This is a genomic window from Siminovitchia jepli, assembly GCF_047228825.1.
Taxonomy (GTDB): domain Bacteria; phylum Bacillota; class Bacilli; order Bacillales; family Bacillaceae_C; genus Siminovitchia.
Genome location: NZ_JBFEGN010000002.1, coordinates 132,419 through 149,291 on the forward strand (window position 1 = coordinate 132,419; position 16,873 = coordinate 149,291).

Consider the following 16,873-nt stretch of genomic DNA (forward strand, 5'->3'; position numbering starts at 1 on the left):
AGACTTAAAATATTATCACTGAAATAGAGAAATAATAATGGAAATTGAACCGAATGTAGAGGTTAATATTAAATTAAAAACTGGAAAGATTGAGTATAGATATTTAATTGGCGATACCAGAGAAATGAATAAACATTTTCATGGTGGATGGGTTAATGAAAAGTATATTGAAAAAATGAAAGAAGAATGTTTAGTTGGTTGATAAAAAGGGAGGTTAATAAAAATGACTGAAAAAGAGTTTGTAGCACATGTAACTGATATATACGAAGTTTTGCCTTCTCCGAATGATGTTTTTCCAAAACTAGAGATACAATATTCCACTGAGCCAAATTATGAATGGTATGCAATCGTAAATGGAGTATTTGTTGATGTAGGAGGCTATGATTGGGAGGACTTTGATGGTTTTATTGAAGCATGTGTCAAAGAGTATCAAAAGCAGAAAGCCCGCTGAAACAAGTAGCGGACTGTAAGATAATGGCCTCCTTGATTTTATTACTATTTAAAATCCTCATAGGTAAGATAGGGAGGCCCTTTGAATCAAGAATAAATGTGTAGGATATAGTAATCCTTGTTAAATTTTAATTCCTTTTTAGGGAAGATAGCCACTGTTTAAGCCTAATTATACGTTAAAATGAATTGTAATGTCAATATAAAATGAATATAAATAAATACAAAGGAGGAAGTCAAGGTGAATGTGCAGATTTTTGGTAAAAATCATAATATTGACTATGACTTTGAATTAAAAGGATATATAAATTATCTAAAAGATGTTATTGAAAATTTAGATAAACCTTTCATTTAAACATGTATACAAAGAAATATATCCAAAAGGAGGGGAAGATGGACAAGATGGATTCTTGGATGTTGAAGTTTTAGATAATGATTCAGGGAAGAGTGTCAGGTTTTTTGTCAGAGATGTATTTGACTTTGGTGTGTACAACTATCCAAAACGTGTCAATGGTACAGATGACGTATTTAACAGGGAAAACTGGACAAGTGAAGAAAAAGCAATTTCCAAATGGCTAAATGAATTCAATCCATTTGGAAACTGTATTAGAATGTAAATTTAATTATAACGGAGGGAACAGAAAATGAGCAAACTTCATTTTGGTAAAAACTTTCCGTAAAAATTTGGGTGGAACGGAGAATATAAAAAGAATTTTGTCGGAGTTTAAACAGAGGAAAATTGAAAGTGGTAACTATGAGGAAGAGGTACAGATGTTCTTTTAACTCGATCAGGAGGTATAAAAGATATTAGACCCATTGCGCTACCTCCTATATAACAGGAGGCAGATGGTATCACTAAAAATACTGATATTTACCTTGATCAAGTGATATAATATTTAAAAAGGAGTTGATTTGAATGGTTATGAGCATTGAAGAAAAAAGAAAACAACTCAAAGAGTTTGTAGACAAGTTGGATAGTGAGAAATTAGACAAGTATCTGTTTCAAATGTTTTCAGATGTATTAGAGAAGCAAGATCTCACGGATGAAGAAATAAAAGAAATTGAAGAAGGCCTTGAGCAGATAAGAGATGGTGAGTTATACAATTTTGAGGAAGTGTTTGGTGATCGTGATGTATGATATTAAATTCACTAAAAAGGCAAAAAAATTTCTAGATAAACAAGACACAATCACCAAAGAACGAATTAAAAACAGCTTATTGAAATTAGCGGAAAATCCAAAAGACAACATTAAAAACGACATAAAATTATTAAAGGGTTTGTCAGAAACAGCTTTTCGTTTAAGAGTTGGAGATATAAGGATTGTCTATAAATTAGATGATGACCATTCCTTGATTATTGTTGTGATTATTGATAGCAGAGGACAAATATATAAACGTCTGTAGCATAACAAAAATAAAATAATATTATATATAAATATAAAGGAGTTGCGAAAATGGCAAAGTTTAATTTGGGTACAGTGTTTATGACTAGAGGGATAGTAGACTCATTAGATGAATTGGGGATAGAAAATATAAAAAAGATCATAGCAAGACACTCACAAGGTGACTGGGGCGAACTAGAAGAGAAAGATAAAGAAATGAATGACATGGCTGTAAGAACGGGAGAAGACCGTATATTGTCAAAATACACCATCAATGGAGAGAGTATTTACATCATTACTGGAACAGATCGTTCATTTACGACAATTATGTTTACACATGAGTACTAAAAATTATTATAACAATCAAACATTTGTCGTAGAAATGACCGGAGTATGGTATTATCAAATAAAAAACAAAAAGGGGAAAATAAAAATGAGGAAGATACTTATGGCAATTATGGGAATAGCCGTCATTTTAGCCGGCTGTGGAAAAGAAAAAGAAGAATCTCTAAAGGTTAAACAAGAACAGTTAGATGATATATACGCGGAAGATCAAGATGAAGACTATTCAAGCACTGACAATAATTTAACTGATCATTTAGAACTAGTAAGCTGGAATTCTGAAGATCGAAGCAAACTTACCTATGCTGTAGGTGAGATCAAAAACAACAGCGATCAAGATATAGACAGTATTGGTGATATGGTGTTCTTATCTGAAGATGATTCAGTGATTACTGTGAAAAAAGTTATGGTCAAAGTGGGAGCTGGAGAGTCTATCTATTTTGATGAGTTGATTGGACTAACTGAGGATCTCACTGAAAGGCCTAATAAGATGTTATTGCAGGGGTTTGAATGATATAATAGTACCAATATTTTATTTCTGATTTTCATCAGTGATTTCACATAACAGCCATATTTTTAAATCACTGATGTAAATCAAAAATAAAAATTAAATAAAGGGATGGAACACGATGGAATATATCAATCATGTTACAATAACCACTGGACATAGTAGAAAAACATATCCAAACGAAGTGGACAAAGAGCTTTACTTTATTTTAAAAAGAATTTACAAGGATTGTTTTAAGAATAATGGAACAGAAATAATGGAAAATTATAGGATAAAAGGGACGATTTCAGAAATTGGCATTTTAATGACGATATTTAATAATGAAGATTTACCAGTTCTTACTACAGCTATAAGCAACTCCGATCATGATGGAGTTTTGTGGGAAATGCTTCATTCAAACACTATGATGCCTATAGTCACTGATTCCAAAAAACGCATAGGACTTCCGTATATTGCTGATAGACTAGAAGTTGGTGCAATATCTTCAATTGATGCAATGAAATGGACTGGTGACTTTTCAAGGTGTATGGGATGGATTGCCTTAGCACCAGAAAAGGTAAGATAGAATCTATATAACAGATTGATCAAAATATCGCTGGCGTAATTAGATATAAAAATAAAATAGATTATAAAAAGAGGGAGTGTTCAGGGTGAAAAGAGGTGACATTTACTTCGCAGATTTAAGTCCAACAAAGGGCAGTGAACAAGGAGGATATAGACCTGTTCTAGTGATTCAGAATAATATAGGAAATAAGTACAGCCCAACAACTGTTGTAGCAGCCATAACAGGGCAAATACAAAAAGCAAAGCTGCCTACTCATGTGGAATTAGATGCTAAAAGATACGGTCTTTCTAAGGATTCTGTGATATTATTGGAGCAAATAAGAACCATTGATAAAAAGCGATTAGAGAGCAAGGTCACAACATTAGATCATTTTACAATGAATAAGGTTGATAATGCGATTATGGTTAGCTTGGGAATGGCAGAGGGGTTATAATTGATATAACAGCAGTGACTAAGTATCGCTAGGATGATAAGGAAGGGTGATTCAAGAAATGAATGAGGAAAAAATTAGAATAGTAATTTTGAAAGAATCTCGGCCAGGTGGATTGTTAGAATATACGAATGAAGATCTTTTTGATTCAGAGATATTAGGATTCTCATGGAAAAAATTCGTTGATCAAGTAAATTACTTGTATGCAAATGAATATATTACTAAGCCTCCATACGGTGATGGCACTATCCCAGAATATGCCTCAAGTGTAACTGAAAAGGGCGAGGAGTATTTAAAAAATAGTAGATGGATAAATAAGCTTTATAAGACTGCAAAGGAAATTAGAGATTGGATTAAATAAAGCGAATATTTTATTGAAAGGAATGTTAGCTATGGAAATGGAACTGTTCAATATTCTAGAAGAGTACAAAAAATTAGAAACAAACTTGTATTTTCGTTTGATTGATGATGAGAAAATGGAAATAGAAAAAGCAGAGGAGCTAGTAGAAGGATTCACCGATTTCTATGAGAGAACTTTGAAATTAGGTAAATATTTAGATGAAGAAGCCTATGTCAATAAAGACACCTACCTAATAAAAAGATATAAAGGTCTAGACTCTTATTTAAAGTTAAATATCATTTATGAATACGATAACAATCTTGTGCTATGTGAAACAACATCTAGTATGATTTTGTTAGTGCCTAAAGAATACATAGAAGCCTATCAGAATTAATACTAAATAAAATGACAATTCTATCATGGTCAGGAGGGGTTTAATGCAGGAAAAACAATGTAGCATATGTGAAAATTATTTTAAAGCAACTAATGAACATTTTTATAAAAACAAGTCTAGCAAAGATGGGTTATTTCCATATTGTAAAACCTGTACTATTAAAAAGAACTCTAAGTGGCAACAATCAATCAGCCGAGAAAGAAAGCGTGAGTATTATAAAAAATGTGACTCCTCTCCAAGGAGAAAGAAAATAAAAAGGGACTATAGTAAAAAGCAGAAGGAAATTGGGTATTACAAAGAATGGCAAGAGCAAAATAGAGATAAAATATATGATTATCAATTAGAAAGAAGCATGAATAAAGATCATGATATTTCGGACACAGAATGGTTTGAATGTCTAGACTTCTTTAATAACAGTTGTGCTTACTGTGGTATTACAGAAGGAGAAGCATATAAATTATTCGGTCAACTGTTGCATAAGGAACATGTTGAACATTATGGTGTAAATGATATAACGAATTGTGTTCCATCTTGTAAAGGCTGCAATAGTCAAAAATGGGAGTTTGAATTAAATGAGTGGTACAACGAAGAAAATCCTGTTTACAGTAAAAGAAGATATAACAAGATAATTGAATGGTTGTTAAGTTTCTCGGAAGAGAAAATCACGATGAATTAACTAATTTATGGAGGAATGGAGATGGAGAAAGAAACATTTGAAGCCATAAAAGAATACGAGATACTAATTTCTCAACTTTATATGAATCTATTTGATTTAGGTGTTTCAGAAAAAGATGAAGTTCAATGGATGTATGATGATCTGGAAGATTTACACGACAGATTATTTAAGATAGGAGAATATGAAGACAAAGATAAAGCAATTAACAAAGAAGGATACTTAATTAAAGATTATAACGGTTTACCAAAATACTTTAAACTTTTAATTATTTATCGGTATGAAAATGGATATTGTCTATGTAAAAATACAGCAGGGCATGTAGAGCTTATTCCTAAAGACTTAATATCATATGACATATAACAGAAACACAAAATTATCGTGGGAGTACAAAATTAATGGATAAGAAAATAAAAGAAATATTAAATAGAAACATTGAAGAATGGGGTGACATTTCACTTAGTCAATTTGAAAGTGACATTAATTTATTAAAGCAACTAATATTATCGCTACAGTCAAAGATTAACTCACTAGAAAAAATGATTAAACCGAGAGTGAATTTAAATGACCTTACAGTGGTGAAGGCTGTAACATTAGAAGTAATGTATATATTTATGCAGGTAAATAATACAAGTGTTAGTTTTTAATATAACGGGTAGGTGATTTAATGACTAAGAAAATTAAAGATAAGGAACTTAAACTTAAAACAATATGTTATTTTCTTAATGTAATATTAAATAATAAGCATTCACTAGAAGAACGTAAAAAGGAGTTATTAAGAGTTGCGGCTAAACTAAATGGTTTTCCTGAGTTTTCAGATATATGGGGAACAGAATTAAGAGCACTTGATGAGGTTAGTCTATGGGAATTAAGAATATTATTAAATGAATATGATGAGTCTAAAATATTGGCAGAATATCAATAAAACAATGTTTTGATAATAACAGGTGGTGGTTAATATCGCTGATAAAATTGATAGAGAAAAAGCGTTAAGGTTAGCTCAAGAATTTAAACTAGACGTTGAATTCACTGAGGATCAGAATGGCGGAGTTTATGTTGAAAATAAAAAGATTAGTTTTAAAGAGTTCTTTCCAGAATTAAAAGAAATAAAGCAATAAAATAGGTTTTTTATAAGGATGGGCGTAAAACCCCTACGCCTTTAGGCTAGGGGATGTAAGCCCTAACGACCTTGTTCTTGAATATATTTTTGGATAATCTCTTTGCTTACATTCCCAATACTACAAGAAAAATATCCATCACTCCAAAAGGTTCGTTCTTTCCAAAAATGCTGAGAAAGATATTTGTTATGCTTTTGCCATATTCGATAAGTTGTGAGTTGCTTCAATAATCTAACGATTTCAAGAATACTCCATTTTGGAGAATATCTGATTAAGATATGAATATGGTCTTGGTCTATTTCTTGCTCAATAATTTGCCAACCGTAATGATTAGCTATTGATTCGATTTTACAAAGAGGAGGTGAAAATCAATGATTGTGAATAAAGCATATAAATTTAGAATCTATCCAAACAAAGAACAAGAAATATTAATTAATAAAACATTTGGTTGTTCCCGATTTGTATTTAATCATTTTTTAGCAAAATGGGACAATACTTACAAAGAAACAGGAAAAGGTTTAACTTATAATTCTTGTTCTGCTCAGTTAACACAACTAAAAAAAGAGTTAACTTGGCTAAAAGAAGTAGATAGTATTGCGATTCAATCGTCATTAAAAAATCTCGCTGATGCTTATTCTCGTTTCTTCAAGAAACAAAACAATAGACCAAGTTTTAAGTCCAAGAAAAATCCTGTTCAGTCTTACACGACAAAACATACAAATGGCAATATTGCTATTGATGGTAATAAAATCAAATTGCCTAAACTTGGATGGATTCGTTTTGCAAAGAGTCGTGAAGTAGAAGGTCGTATTCTCAATGCAACAATTAGACGAATTCCAAGTGGAAAACATTTTGTATCCATTCTTGTAGAAACAGAAGTACAACCCTTAGAAAAAACAGATTCTTCTGTGGGCATAGATGTCGGCTTGAAAGATTTTGCTATTCTTTCAGATGGAACTGTCTACTCTAATCATAAGTTTTTTCGAAGATTAGAAGAAAAGTTAGCCAGAGCACAACGTATTCTTTCTAGACGTACAAAAGGTAGTTCTAATCATGACCGAGATATTAACGCAAGTTTAAATCTTCGCAAGGAAGCCTTGCGATTAACCGTAGGAACTACGGGGATAGCCTAATCAATTAGAGTTCGATAGAACTCTGTACTTAGGAATCCACTATGGCTTTAGCCTAGTGGTAGTTCAATCAAGGAGTAGCTTATGCAGCGGGACTTGTTAGAAGGTATGGGAGTGATTCAGATCAGATAATTGGAGAGTCTGGTATTACAAAAGAGGAGTTAATGGAATATTGTGATGAGTATGATTTAGAGAATCTTGGATTGATTAATGAGGATGAACCGGAAGATTAGTGTAATAAAAACATTCATTTTAAAAAAGAATATAAAAATTAAATAAGATGGGGAAAATGAAAATGAATTTAAATGAATATAAAGAGTGGTATAAATTATTATTAACTGCAAAGGATAACAAAATCGCAATTGATGAAATCAAAAATTTTCTAAGAAAAAGTAAAAAGCTTGAAATTACAATTAAAGTGATTGACAAAGATAACATAATGAATTACAATGATGATAGGGATAAAACATGATTAATTTAAAAATAAAATAATGTCATACAACTCAGGAGGGTAGTTTAAATGAGTGAATTGATAGCACTAAATGATTACGTTACTAAAGAAGGGAAAATTATTGAAGAGTTTCTTCAAAGCAAAAAATTGAAAAATAAAAACACATATTTAGCATATAGTACAGATATTAAGCAGCTTATTGAAGGTCTTTTTACAAATAAATCTATTTACAATGTAACAAAGCGTGAATTAAATAGCATTAACTTGTCTAAACTAACATCATACTTTAGTGAGCTTTATGAGCTTGCTAAAAGTAAAAAGATCAGATGTAGTAACAACACTTTAAACAGAAAACAATCAACGGCTAAAGAATTCATAAGATACTTAAAGGCAAGAAATGTCATTGAGACGGAAATATCATACCTTGATTTAATCGAAAGCTTTCCTGATGATAGTGAAAGCATTGAATATATGCCTTTGGATATTGCTAAGCAATATGCAGAGCATATTCGAAAGTTTGAAAAACATAAGGCAGAAGAGAAGTACCGACTAGTGTTATTGGCAATAGATTCGGGGCTTAGATTAAGCGAGATACTTTCAATTAGATGGAATGATTTTATTGAAGAAGATGGTTTTGTTTTAATTAGAGGAAGAGGAAAAGGAAACAAGAAGTGGATTGAAAAAATTAGTTATGAATTATATAATTTGATACTAGAAATAAAAAGTGGAAATAATGATAAAGTGTTCACTTTGACTCCGAAAAATGTAACAGATATGATGAAAAGAACAAAAAAAGCATTAAGACATGATAACAGAAACTATAGCTTTCATTCATTTAGAAAGACTGCTGTTACTTTTACTCGCAGAATTACAGGAAGTGTTAGAGAGGCTCAACGTAAGGGAAGACACTCAAATGTGGCAACAACAGAAATATATCTAGCAGAAGAAGAATATCCCATGACCGGAGCCATTTCACTTGGGCAAGGATTAAATCACAACTTATATAGAGAAGTTAGTCATAAAGAACTTATTGAAGCATTGTCTGAAATGAACAAAGATACACTATTTGCATTAAACATGAAGCTAGTGCTGAATAGAAAAGAAAACTAGTGACAAGACAGTATAACATTTGTTATATTAACTTTATATATTAACTAAACTTATAAGGAGGGGAAATTAATGAAAGTAAGTAGAGCAGAGGTTATAGAAATTCTTAAAAATAACTTAGATATCGTAAGGAAGGATAGTAAGATTAAAAAAGAAATTAAAGATCATATGGCGAAATACGGAGTGGTTAGTGGGATAATAAACTCGTACTTAATTAATCCAGACAGAATAAACGATATAGACATTAGAGAGATCGGTCTTTTAATTGAGCAACTATATTTGAAAACAGGTGATCAAAGTCTAAACCCAGAGAAATTTTTTACAAAAAGTGAAATAACAGAAATGAGACAGTATCACTTTGTACCTGAAGACGATAGCGTTCATTTACCAATAGAATTAGAAAACTTTTCAGTGGTTGGAAATGGGGTCTATGTTGGTGTAATATCTGCAAACTTAGTTGCAAGGTTGATGAAATCTCACTCACTTTATTATAATTTTGATATTCAAAGACAAGCAACAAGACAAAAAAGAATGGATGAAGTTATTCTTAAGCCAACTATTTACAAAAAGAATGTTCGAGAAATTAAAGACATGATATTGAAAGGAGAATTAGTTAGTACCACATTAGCGTTTAATGCTGCAATTGGTACAGCAGACGAAGGAGAAGAATTAACCTACAATAGTTCAAATCAAACATTGACAATTAATGAAGGAACAAGATTAGATATTTTAGATGGGATGCACAGATGTCTAGGGAGCCTTGAGGCCTATGAAGTGGATAAAAACATAAAAACAAATTTTATCTTGAAAATTTCTAATTACACAACCAAGCAAGCCCAACAATATCAGGCACAGTTGGCTAAAGCAACTCCGATTCCAAAAACAAGAGTGCAAGAGCTAGAAGCTAATCGACTTGCTGATACGGTTGTACAATCTCTTCGTTCTGAATCGGAATTAAGGGGTAAAATATCTTCTACACATACTGTATCAGTGTCAACAGGTGAAATGGTGAGTTACAATACCCTAGCAGACACAATAGATGATAACTTTAAAATGGAATCTAGATTAAATGCAATTTCAGTTGGGAAATATTTATCTGAGTTTTTTGATTATCTTTTTGATTATTTTGCAAGAAATAAAAATAAGTACTCTGAAGATGATTTATTGACATACAATAAAATGTTTGCTGGATACATTATACTTGCCAAAAGAATGCAGGACGAAGAAATTAATTTAACGGATTTGGATAATATAATGGACAGTATAGATTTTTCTAGAACAAATCCACTGTGGGAGAAGTTAGGTGTAGTTGAAAATGGAATCGTAACTACAAAATCTGAAAAAGGAATAAAAAAATATTTTAAAAAAATTAAACTGAAAAAATAAATAAAATATAAAAAGGAAGGTTGGTCTAGCCATGGAATTAAAAGTGAAAAACCTTTTCAATGCAGAAATTAAACAAAAATATCTTGATACAATCGAAAATGAAGGCACAAAAACTACAATATATTTTCAACTACTAAATGCAAAAAGTACAGAAGAGCAGCTAGAGAAAGACTTATATGAAATGAACATTGATGAGATAGCGTTAGTAATGTATGATATTTCATGTTCTACGTTAACAAGTGTAACTAATCATTTATTTTGTTATAACAGCTACATTACTTGGGCTATTAAAGAAGGATTCACAAAAGGATCAAGTAATTTTTCAGTACTTGAAAGTAAAGATTTTTATGAATGGGGCAAGCAGTTTGTAGCCACTTATAAAACAAGAATATTCACCAGGGAAAAAGTGTTAAAGATGACTAATGAGCTGGTAAATTACACTGATAGAGCGCTTATATTAGCTTTATTTGAAGGGATTAGTGGCTCAGGATTCAGCGAAATTTTAAACTTAAAAACATCTGATTTAAGACAGGATGAAAGCAAATATTTTGCTCACCTTTATGACTCTGATGGAACAGAAAGAGAGATTGAAATTAGCAAGGAACTTTATGAAAATCTAATTAGAGCCGATGAAGAGAAAATGTACATCAACGCTAATGAAATGAGTACTAACCCTAGATCTGCAACCAGTTTGTATGTTGAGTCAGATAGGATCTTCAAAAAAGCATTACGCGGAAGACAGAGTGGAGAAAATCTATTGGATAGAATGTTTATAACAAGGAAATTCCTCCTCTTTAAGAAAGTATTCAATAATAAATATTTGACAGCAAGAGACTTTTTAAAAAGTGGAATGTGCCATATGGCATATGAACTTTATAAAAAGCATGGTACATTAGGAACAAAAGAATATAGAATGATTGGTGATCAATTTAATACGGCTATGACGAATACAGGTGGGAATTATTACAGGAATGTAACTGTGATAAAAAGAACAGTTTGCACAGATAGTTTTAAAGAAGTATACGGAGTGTCTGTTTGTGAATAAAAGAAGTGCATCTAAATGTAGCAGTACCACTGTTTGCATTTAGATGGAACTCAAAATTAATAATAACTTAATGTAATAAATAATTGTAAATTGCTTGTGTTATTTTTAAATTTAATGAGTTTAATCTTAAAAGTGCCACAAGGAGTTTTCAATTTGCGAAGAGGAGAATTAAGGATCTGTAAAAAACTTGTAAAAAAAAATTTAATTTTTTGTTGCAATAGCATGAAAAAAGACGTAATATATAAGTAACATATAAAAAGAAAATAATGTAAATTTTCATGCAACCTGGTAATTTCATTTAAGAGAGGAAGAATTAGATTGAAGAAGAAAAACATAGCCGGAATAATTAAGTTGAATTTTTTAGTCCAGGGGTGTGATGCAGAAACTTTTTTAATAGACTTTAATGATTTTATGGTATCTAGTATTACACTAGAAAATGAATATGGCGAAAAGCTTGAAATGGAATTAATGGAGTATGAATGCGAAGAGCTATATGAAATTGACGAAGATGATCAAGATAAAGTTTATTAGTTAGTAATAAAAATTACTTAATGCAACATAGTAGGGTGCATATTTTTGGAAAAGTATTAATTTTATTAGTCACATTACTACATATTCTCCTTAATTCATTTTAAGATTGTTGTTTGTAGTATTAATGAAAAGACGATACTTAAATACTAGTCAACAAAGAGTAGTTCTTGTTGACTAGTAACAAAAATAATATATTAATATGTTATAGGGAGTGTACCTTATGAAAGATGTCTGTTTATTAAAAGTAGGTGACATTATTCAATTTTATGGAAAAGAAGAATGTCCATATTTAGTAGCAAATGTTGATGGAGAAGTGTTTTTAATGGGACTTGACGGGAAATCAACGCTAGAATATCATGCTGAATTGGAAACCGCAGAGGATCTTGAATTGGTTTTAGCAATGGAATATCCTCCATTTAAAGTATATTCTAATAAACAATTGATGATCAACAATAAAGAAAAATAATTATAATAAAAAGGGGATGAAATTAATGAACATATGTATAAAAGACAACATTTATCTGAAATCAGATGGTAAAGGCTATACAATAGCAAAATTAACTGGGACTGATAATAAAGGAAAAGATTTATTCTAGAAAGAAGGTAATTAGAATAACTAAAAATAAAAGAGATAAAGGAAAAGTTATACTAGATGAAGCTAAAGAAGAATGTCCTGCCTGGGAAAGAGTAATTAGAGATCATAAGCCTGTTACAGACTATATAGGTAAACAAATATATAAAAGTATTCCTGTCCCACCTAAACCTAAAGTAATGTATTGTCCATATTGTTATGGCTATAAAACTTTTAAAAAAATAAAAAATGAATATGGATTAGAAATAAAGGGATGTGAAAGCTGCGGGATTTCCGTTGAAGACTTTCATGTAAAGACTGTGAATGGATTATGGAAAGAAATTAAGTAGCAGATCTATCGGGAGAAACTGATAAGGAGGCAATCAAAAATGAAGACTATCGTGCTTCAGTATAGATACGAATTAGGTAATCGTGATTAGTTGATGATGATGTAACCAAAGTAAGATAGAAAATGTGACGTAACCATATTTCTTAGACGAGAAGAAAGGGTGAAGAAAAATGATAAAAGATAACAAGTATATTATCAGAATTGATGGTGATTATCTTGTAGGATTTGAGGGTAAAAGTGGACTTGGCAAAACTTCTCATGGCGGATGGAATCAGCAAGCGACTGAAATGAGAGAAGTTCAACTGTCAATGTATAAATGTGATGCAAAAGTGTTTGATGGCAAAATAAACCTAAAAAGTGGGTTAAATAAACTATATGACAGAATGAGATATGGTAATTTTGATTTCGACCATTTGGAGGTGATCCGTTGTGAATAAGCTTTGGTGATTTCAAGGGTTGATTTTACACTCTTTTTGTATTTTGGATAAGTGTAATCGTAGGGGTATTAATATTTTGATTATGTCGCACTTCGGAGAAAATGTGAATTAGAATGGTGAGATAAAGGTGAATTTACCAATAGCAGTAGCGGATGAAAATGGAATTTTTCATTAAATGGTTGTAAGTAGTGGTTTTTTGAAAGATGTGGCTGAAACATTACGGACTGAAGGAGTGTCACCAATTCGAACAATTAATGACAAGGGAAATAAAAATACATACAATGCCCACGCCATTGTGCTAATGGCTAAAGGTTGTAATGGCAGTGTGTTATTTATCCCAAATAATTAACTCGCAGCTCGGAGAAATTGCGAAGGAGTGAAGTCATTGAGTAAGATATTAACCACAGGACAAATGATTGATAGATTAACATATGGACAAGTTGCTGAAAGAATTTTTGAGCCAATTGGAGTTTGTTCTGATGCATACACTAAAGCAAAGATTGACGAAGATGGAAATTTAATGTTTTACGTTGATCATTGGGGAGACTGGTCATACGAAAGATTGACAGAAAATGTCATTGCTTCAAAATGGATTATTCAAAAGTAATTTGTAGTACGATGATTGCCCCTAGGAAAGAAGAAGTGATATTGAACAGAGGAAAAACATAACAGCGACTCGAAAATAACACGGAACGTTTCAAAAAAATTTTTATTTCTCTTTTACAAAAGCAACTTATATACATATAATTAAAAGTAGTTGAATAAACACGGAGGCTTTAAACGGATAAAAGACTTTTTCATTACTCACAAGATGAGTGGCAACTAGAATTAAGGCGAAAGTAGGGGATGGTTTGCGTTTTTGTGGTTTGGATTTATCAACTAAGACTGGTGTGGTTATACTTGATCAGCAAGCTGAAGTTGTTTTGGCAGAAGAGATTGTGGCTAAGAACAAAAATGATCCTGAAAGAATGCTAGAGATTTGGAAAAGAATTAAAAGACTTCTTGATTTTGAAAAAGACAAGATTATTATTGAGGGATTTGCATATAACGCTCGTGGTCAAGGAGTGTCTTTTCAATATGGATTAGGGTGGATAGTTAGGACAAAGCTATTTGAAGATAATATAAGATACTTAGATGTAACACCAACTCAAGTAAAGAAATTTGCCACTAACAAAGGAAATGCGGCAAAGGATGCAATGGTTCTTCCTATTTATAAAAAATGGGGATTTGAACATGACAGTGATAATGTCCGTGACGCTTACGTGTTGAGTAGGATAGGATATAGTATGTATAACCATGATGGATTAACAAAATATGAACAAGACATACTAAAAAATCTTAAAAAAATTTAATTGTAAGTTTACATTAATAATATAGAAACATATAATAAATATTGCGGGTTAAAACCTGGATACATAAATTATTAAAAAACAAAAGGAGAGAGATTTTATATGACAGAGAAAAAACAATTAAGACAAGCATTAAATCAGGTTGTCGTAGTTGGCACATTGGTAGAGAAAAATTTGGAGTCCAAAGAATTTACTCGCCAAGACGGAACAAAAAGTGAGGCTATGACAGGTTCAATTAGCGTTCGTACTGGGGAAAATGAAGTTCATCAAATTCGCTTTTTTGCTAATAAATTTACTAAAGCAGGTGCAGAAAATAGGCAATATAAAGCATTGCAGACGGTTATTGATGAATATGTTAGTGTTGCAGATACAGAGAGTAATCCTGATGCAGTACCATCTAAAGTAAGAGTAACCGGAAAGCTTGCATTGAATGAGTTTTATGCTCCAGATGGTCAACTTAGACAGTATCAAACCATTGAGGGTCGTTTTGTAAATCGTCTTAAAGAAGGCGAAGACGATACTCCAATGGCACAGTTCGATACAGAAGGTATTGTAAGTGCTGCTAAACCTGAGTTTGATAAAGATGGAGAGGAAACAGATCGTGCAATTCTTGAATTGTTAATTCCGCAATATAACGGTACAGTTATTCCTTATACATTTGTGGTCGGTGAAAATGGAAAAGATTTTGTTCTTGATGAGTATACGAAAGGCAAGTCGGTCAGGATTTATGGCGACATTGTAAGTATTCGAAAAGAACATACAAAAGAAATTGAAATGGGCTTCGGTGCAAATAAAATAGAAACTACATATGAATATTTAGATGAGCATTTAGTATCCGGTGGTATTCCTCCATATGATGAAGACAGTAACAAAGCTTTTGATGTTACATTGGTTAAGGCTGCTTTGCAAGATCGTGAAGTTTACCTTGAAGGATTGAAAACACGCAATCAAAATCAAGGTGGAGCAAGCAAAGAAGAACGAAACACTTTTGGCTCAGGCGGAGCTAAGAAGGAAGCAGCAAAAAAAGAAGCAGCTAGAGTTGATGTAAGCAATTTATTTTAATATCTCAAAAGTAACTTAATGTTATAAAAGAAACATTTTAAACTATTCTACATAATTAAATGAGAGGTAGGGATTCAGCACAGGATATTACTGCTGCCTCTCATTTGATATGTACATTTTATATTACAACGGTTTTATAAATAACTAAAAAAGGGAGAATGATAGTTAATGAAAATTGATATTTTAAACCCAAGTATTTCAAAAGTCTCTGCTGGACTTGAAGGCAAGGTTATACTTCTATATGGGGGAAATAATGTTGGAAAAACTCTTCAATCAACCAGGTTAGAACGCCCTTACTACATAGGACTAGAGGACGGGCTTCGGGCTATTGCTGGTATACCATTTGCTTCTGTAAAAGATTGGAAAACCTTAAAGGATATCATTAAACAGTTTACAGACCCTAGAACTATCGAGGCTGTAAAAGAAAGATATCAAACGATCATTTTCGATGGTGTATACGACTCAGCTATCATGTGCCAAGAGTATATTTGCAGAAAACATGGTGCTACTCATATTGGAGAGACTGCACCAAGAGGAGAAAATCGTCCGAATTTATGGACGGCTTATGAAGTTGAATATCTAAGTGAGATTGGCAAACTACTGAAAAGTGGGTTTACAGTGGTGTTTATAGGACATGCTGAAACCGATAAAGATACAGGTCAAATCAATCCTCGTGGAGACAAGCGCAGTATGTTATTGATTCGTAATAAAGCAGACATTACAGCTTATATTGAATCAAATGGAATTGATGAAGATAATAATGTAATTAACTCTACAGCATGGTTCGTTGAAAGAGTTGGCGAGGGAGGACATTTTGCGAGATCAAGATTTACACATATTGTTCCTAAAATTGAGTTTACAGCAGAAAATTTAGAGAAAGCTATTTCTGATGCAATTAAAAAAGAAGAGGAAGTTACAGGTATTAATTCAGTAAGCTTTGAAGAGCAACAGAAAGATTACAGGGCTCCTGAGTATAATTATGAAGAATTAATGAAAGAAGTCGGAGAAGTGGGAAATAAGCTCTTTGAATTAGGAAAATCAGAGGATATTCAACATATTGCAGAAAAGCACTTAGGTCAAGGTGGAAAAGTTATGGAGTGTAGTAAAGGCCAAGAGCAGATTATCGCTGTAATTTTAGATGAGTTGAAAGAGTTATTAAGTAGTCTTGAATAAGAATTTATTACATGTTGTGGCTAACTGTCTATTATTTTAAAACAGCTAGTGAGAGTGTAAAGGAAGTCTGTGTAGATAAGAACC

The 16,873-nt window shown here is 31.9% G+C and carries 28 protein-coding genes and 1 pseudogene; 28 read left to right on the plus strand and 1 reads right to left on the minus strand.

Annotated features, from left to right (window positions below):
* The first annotated feature begins 37 nt into the window (after positions 1–37).
* From AB1L08_RS02120 to AB1L08_RS02195, 16 genes are all read left to right on the plus strand, one after another.
* Positions 38–202 carry a hypothetical protein gene (locus AB1L08_RS02120; RefSeq protein WP_413063019.1) on the plus strand — a complete coding sequence of 55 codons (165 nt, stop codon included), beginning with the start codon at positions 38–40 and terminating at the stop codon, positions 200–202.
* Positions 203–223: 21 nt separating this feature from the next.
* The gene (locus tag AB1L08_RS02125) at positions 224–451 is read left to right on the plus strand and encodes a hypothetical protein (protein ID WP_413063020.1); all 228 of its coding nucleotides are present in this window, start codon (positions 224–226) and stop codon (positions 449–451) included.
* A 406-nt stretch (positions 452–857) separates the two neighbouring features.
* Entirely contained in the window at positions 858–1,064 is a 207-nt protein-coding gene (locus AB1L08_RS02130; RefSeq protein WP_413063021.1) for a hypothetical protein, read from the plus strand.
* A 299-nt stretch (positions 1,065–1,363) separates the two neighbouring features.
* Complete coding sequence (locus AB1L08_RS02135) at positions 1,364–1,585, plus strand: hypothetical protein (RefSeq protein ID WP_413063022.1); 222 nt, start codon at positions 1,364–1,366, stop codon at positions 1,583–1,585.
* On the plus strand, positions 1,578–1,850 hold the full coding sequence (locus tag AB1L08_RS02140) for a type II toxin-antitoxin system RelE family toxin (RefSeq protein ID WP_413063148.1): 273 nt from the start codon (positions 1,578–1,580) through the stop codon (positions 1,848–1,850). Before AB1L08_RS02135 ends, AB1L08_RS02140 begins: the two co-directional genes overlap by 8 nt.
* A gap of 50 nt (positions 1,851–1,900) precedes the next feature.
* Positions 1,901–2,176, plus strand: a complete 276-nt coding sequence (locus AB1L08_RS02145) for a hypothetical protein (protein WP_413063023.1) — start codon at positions 1,901–1,903, stop codon at positions 2,174–2,176.
* Positions 2,177–2,261: 85 nt separating this feature from the next.
* Positions 2,262–2,684 carry a hypothetical protein gene (locus AB1L08_RS02150; RefSeq protein WP_413063024.1) on the plus strand — a complete coding sequence of 141 codons (423 nt, stop codon included), beginning with the start codon at positions 2,262–2,264 and terminating at the stop codon, positions 2,682–2,684.
* 115 nt (positions 2,685–2,799) lie between these two features.
* The gene (locus AB1L08_RS02155; protein WP_413063025.1) at positions 2,800–3,243 is read left to right on the plus strand and encodes a hypothetical protein; all 444 of its coding nucleotides are present in this window, start codon (positions 2,800–2,802) and stop codon (positions 3,241–3,243) included.
* 85 nt (positions 3,244–3,328) lie between these two features.
* A complete protein-coding gene (locus tag AB1L08_RS02160; RefSeq protein WP_413063026.1) occupies positions 3,329–3,676 on the plus strand; it encodes a type II toxin-antitoxin system PemK/MazF family toxin in 348 nt (115 codons plus the stop codon).
* A gap of 58 nt (positions 3,677–3,734) precedes the next feature.
* Positions 3,735–4,034, plus strand: a complete 300-nt coding sequence (locus AB1L08_RS02165; RefSeq protein ID WP_413063027.1) for a YjcQ family protein — start codon at positions 3,735–3,737, stop codon at positions 4,032–4,034.
* A 31-nt stretch (positions 4,035–4,065) separates the two neighbouring features.
* On the plus strand, positions 4,066–4,407 hold the full coding sequence (locus AB1L08_RS02170) for a hypothetical protein (RefSeq protein ID WP_413063028.1): 342 nt from the start codon (positions 4,066–4,068) through the stop codon (positions 4,405–4,407).
* Between the two features lie 43 nt (positions 4,408–4,450).
* Positions 4,451–5,083, plus strand: coding sequence for an HNH endonuclease (locus tag AB1L08_RS02175; protein WP_413063029.1), 633 nt, complete (start codon positions 4,451–4,453; stop codon positions 5,081–5,083).
* 21 nt (positions 5,084–5,104) lie between these two features.
* On the plus strand, positions 5,105–5,443 hold the full coding sequence (locus tag AB1L08_RS02180; RefSeq protein WP_413063030.1) for a hypothetical protein: 339 nt from the start codon (positions 5,105–5,107) through the stop codon (positions 5,441–5,443).
* A gap of 35 nt (positions 5,444–5,478) precedes the next feature.
* Positions 5,479–5,727, plus strand: coding sequence for a hypothetical protein (locus AB1L08_RS02185; RefSeq protein WP_413063031.1), 249 nt, complete (start codon positions 5,479–5,481; stop codon positions 5,725–5,727).
* A 20-nt stretch (positions 5,728–5,747) separates the two neighbouring features.
* On the plus strand, positions 5,748–6,005 hold the full coding sequence (locus AB1L08_RS02190; protein WP_413063032.1) for a hypothetical protein: 258 nt from the start codon (positions 5,748–5,750) through the stop codon (positions 6,003–6,005).
* 22 nt (positions 6,006–6,027) lie between these two features.
* Positions 6,028–6,198 (plus strand): hypothetical protein, encoded by a 171-nt coding sequence (locus AB1L08_RS02195; protein WP_413063033.1) that lies wholly within the window; start codon positions 6,028–6,030, stop codon positions 6,196–6,198.
* Positions 6,199–6,260: 62 nt separating this feature from the next.
* On the opposite strand, the gene tnpA is transcribed toward AB1L08_RS02195, so the two are convergent.
* Positions 6,261–6,545: an IS200/IS605 family transposase gene (gene tnpA, locus AB1L08_RS02200; protein WP_413063149.1), complete on the minus strand. Its 285-nt coding sequence runs from the start codon at positions 6,543–6,545 to the stop codon at positions 6,261–6,263.
* A gap of 24 nt (positions 6,546–6,569) precedes the next feature.
* On the opposite strand from tnpA, the pseudogene AB1L08_RS02205 reads away from it, so the two are divergent.
* The 12 genes and pseudogenes from AB1L08_RS02205 to AB1L08_RS02260 form a co-directional block, all read left to right on the plus strand.
* Positions 6,570–7,259: pseudogene (locus AB1L08_RS02205) on the plus strand (RNA-guided endonuclease TnpB family protein); the annotation flags it as partial.
* A gap of 364 nt (positions 7,260–7,623) precedes the next feature.
* The gene (locus AB1L08_RS02210; RefSeq protein WP_413063034.1) at positions 7,624–7,800 is read left to right on the plus strand and encodes a hypothetical protein; all 177 of its coding nucleotides are present in this window, start codon (positions 7,624–7,626) and stop codon (positions 7,798–7,800) included.
* A 48-nt stretch (positions 7,801–7,848) separates the two neighbouring features.
* Positions 7,849–8,889 carry a tyrosine-type recombinase/integrase gene (locus AB1L08_RS02215; protein ID WP_413063035.1) on the plus strand — a complete coding sequence of 347 codons (1,041 nt, stop codon included), beginning with the start codon at positions 7,849–7,851 and terminating at the stop codon, positions 8,887–8,889.
* Between the two features lie 69 nt (positions 8,890–8,958).
* Entirely contained in the window at positions 8,959–10,272 is a 1,314-nt protein-coding gene (locus tag AB1L08_RS02220) for a DNA sulfur modification protein DndB (protein WP_413063036.1), read from the plus strand.
* Positions 10,273–10,303: 31 nt separating this feature from the next.
* Positions 10,304–11,317, plus strand: a complete 1,014-nt coding sequence (locus AB1L08_RS02225; protein ID WP_413063037.1) for a phage lytic cycle repressor MrpR family protein — start codon at positions 10,304–10,306, stop codon at positions 11,315–11,317.
* Positions 11,318–11,635: 318 nt separating this feature from the next.
* Positions 11,636–11,848, plus strand: coding sequence for a hypothetical protein (locus AB1L08_RS02230; RefSeq protein WP_413063038.1), 213 nt, complete (start codon positions 11,636–11,638; stop codon positions 11,846–11,848).
* Positions 11,849–12,068: 220 nt separating this feature from the next.
* A complete protein-coding gene (locus AB1L08_RS02235) occupies positions 12,069–12,314 on the plus strand; it encodes a hypothetical protein (RefSeq protein ID WP_413063039.1) in 246 nt (81 codons plus the stop codon).
* A 624-nt stretch (positions 12,315–12,938) separates the two neighbouring features.
* Positions 12,939–13,205 (plus strand): hypothetical protein, encoded by a 267-nt coding sequence (locus AB1L08_RS02240; RefSeq protein WP_413063040.1) that lies wholly within the window; start codon positions 12,939–12,941, stop codon positions 13,203–13,205.
* Positions 13,206–13,590: 385 nt separating this feature from the next.
* Positions 13,591–13,812 carry a hypothetical protein gene (locus AB1L08_RS02245; protein WP_413063041.1) on the plus strand — a complete coding sequence of 74 codons (222 nt, stop codon included), beginning with the start codon at positions 13,591–13,593 and terminating at the stop codon, positions 13,810–13,812.
* Positions 13,813–14,020: 208 nt separating this feature from the next.
* Positions 14,021–14,557 (plus strand): hypothetical protein, encoded by a 537-nt coding sequence (locus tag AB1L08_RS02250; protein ID WP_413063042.1) that lies wholly within the window; start codon positions 14,021–14,023, stop codon positions 14,555–14,557.
* 99 nt (positions 14,558–14,656) lie between these two features.
* The gene (locus AB1L08_RS02255) at positions 14,657–15,616 is read left to right on the plus strand and encodes a hypothetical protein (protein ID WP_413063043.1); all 960 of its coding nucleotides are present in this window, start codon (positions 14,657–14,659) and stop codon (positions 15,614–15,616) included.
* A gap of 168 nt (positions 15,617–15,784) precedes the next feature.
* Complete coding sequence (locus tag AB1L08_RS02260) at positions 15,785–16,789, plus strand: ATP-binding protein (RefSeq protein WP_413063044.1); 1,005 nt, start codon at positions 15,785–15,787, stop codon at positions 16,787–16,789.
* Positions 16,790–16,873: the final 84 nt, after the last annotated feature.

Bases quoted from the DNA above. Each gene is read 5' to 3' on its own strand.
- AB1L08_RS02165 (WP_413063027.1), top strand. From the start codon at position 3,735: ATGAATGAGGAAAAAATTAGAATAGTAATTTTGAAAGAATCTCGGCCA.
- AB1L08_RS02225 (WP_413063037.1), top strand. From the start codon at position 10,304: ATGGAATTAAAAGTGAAAAACCTTTTCAATGCAGAAATTAAACAAAAA.
- AB1L08_RS02180 (WP_413063030.1), top strand. From the start codon at position 5,105: ATGGAGAAAGAAACATTTGAAGCCATAAAAGAATACGAGATACTAATT.
- AB1L08_RS02145 (WP_413063023.1), top strand. From the start codon at position 1,901: ATGGCAAAGTTTAATTTGGGTACAGTGTTTATGACTAGAGGGATAGTA.
- AB1L08_RS02260 (WP_413063044.1), top strand. From the start codon at position 15,785: ATGAAAATTGATATTTTAAACCCAAGTATTTCAAAAGTCTCTGCTGGA.
- AB1L08_RS02175 (WP_413063029.1), top strand. From the start codon at position 4,451: ATGCAGGAAAAACAATGTAGCATATGTGAAAATTATTTTAAAGCAACT.
- AB1L08_RS02190 (WP_413063032.1), top strand. From the start codon at position 5,748: ATGACTAAGAAAATTAAAGATAAGGAACTTAAACTTAAAACAATATGT.
- AB1L08_RS02185 (WP_413063031.1), top strand. From the start codon at position 5,479: ATGGATAAGAAAATAAAAGAAATATTAAATAGAAACATTGAAGAATGG.
- AB1L08_RS02135 (WP_413063022.1), top strand. From the start codon at position 1,364: ATGGTTATGAGCATTGAAGAAAAAAGAAAACAACTCAAAGAGTTTGTA.
- AB1L08_RS02155 (WP_413063025.1), top strand. From the start codon at position 2,800: ATGGAATATATCAATCATGTTACAATAACCACTGGACATAGTAGAAAA.
- AB1L08_RS02220 (WP_413063036.1), top strand. From the start codon at position 8,959: ATGAAAGTAAGTAGAGCAGAGGTTATAGAAATTCTTAAAAATAACTTA.
- AB1L08_RS02215 (WP_413063035.1), top strand. From the start codon at position 7,849: ATGAGTGAATTGATAGCACTAAATGATTACGTTACTAAAGAAGGGAAA.
- AB1L08_RS02210 (WP_413063034.1), top strand. From the start codon at position 7,624: ATGAATTTAAATGAATATAAAGAGTGGTATAAATTATTATTAACTGCA.
- AB1L08_RS02150 (WP_413063024.1), top strand. From the start codon at position 2,262: ATGAGGAAGATACTTATGGCAATTATGGGAATAGCCGTCATTTTAGCC.
- AB1L08_RS02255 (WP_413063043.1), top strand. From the start codon at position 14,657: ATGACAGAGAAAAAACAATTAAGACAAGCATTAAATCAGGTTGTCGTA.
- AB1L08_RS02240 (WP_413063040.1), top strand. From the start codon at position 12,939: ATGATAAAAGATAACAAGTATATTATCAGAATTGATGGTGATTATCTT.
- AB1L08_RS02120 (WP_413063019.1), top strand. From the start codon at position 38: ATGGAAATTGAACCGAATGTAGAGGTTAATATTAAATTAAAAACTGGA.
- AB1L08_RS02235 (WP_413063039.1), top strand. From the start codon at position 12,069: ATGAAAGATGTCTGTTTATTAAAAGTAGGTGACATTATTCAATTTTAT.
- AB1L08_RS02170 (WP_413063028.1), top strand. From the start codon at position 4,066: ATGGAAATGGAACTGTTCAATATTCTAGAAGAGTACAAAAAATTAGAA.
- AB1L08_RS02125 (WP_413063020.1), top strand. From the start codon at position 224: ATGACTGAAAAAGAGTTTGTAGCACATGTAACTGATATATACGAAGTT.
- AB1L08_RS02140 (WP_413063148.1), top strand. From the start codon at position 1,578: ATGTATGATATTAAATTCACTAAAAAGGCAAAAAAATTTCTAGATAAA.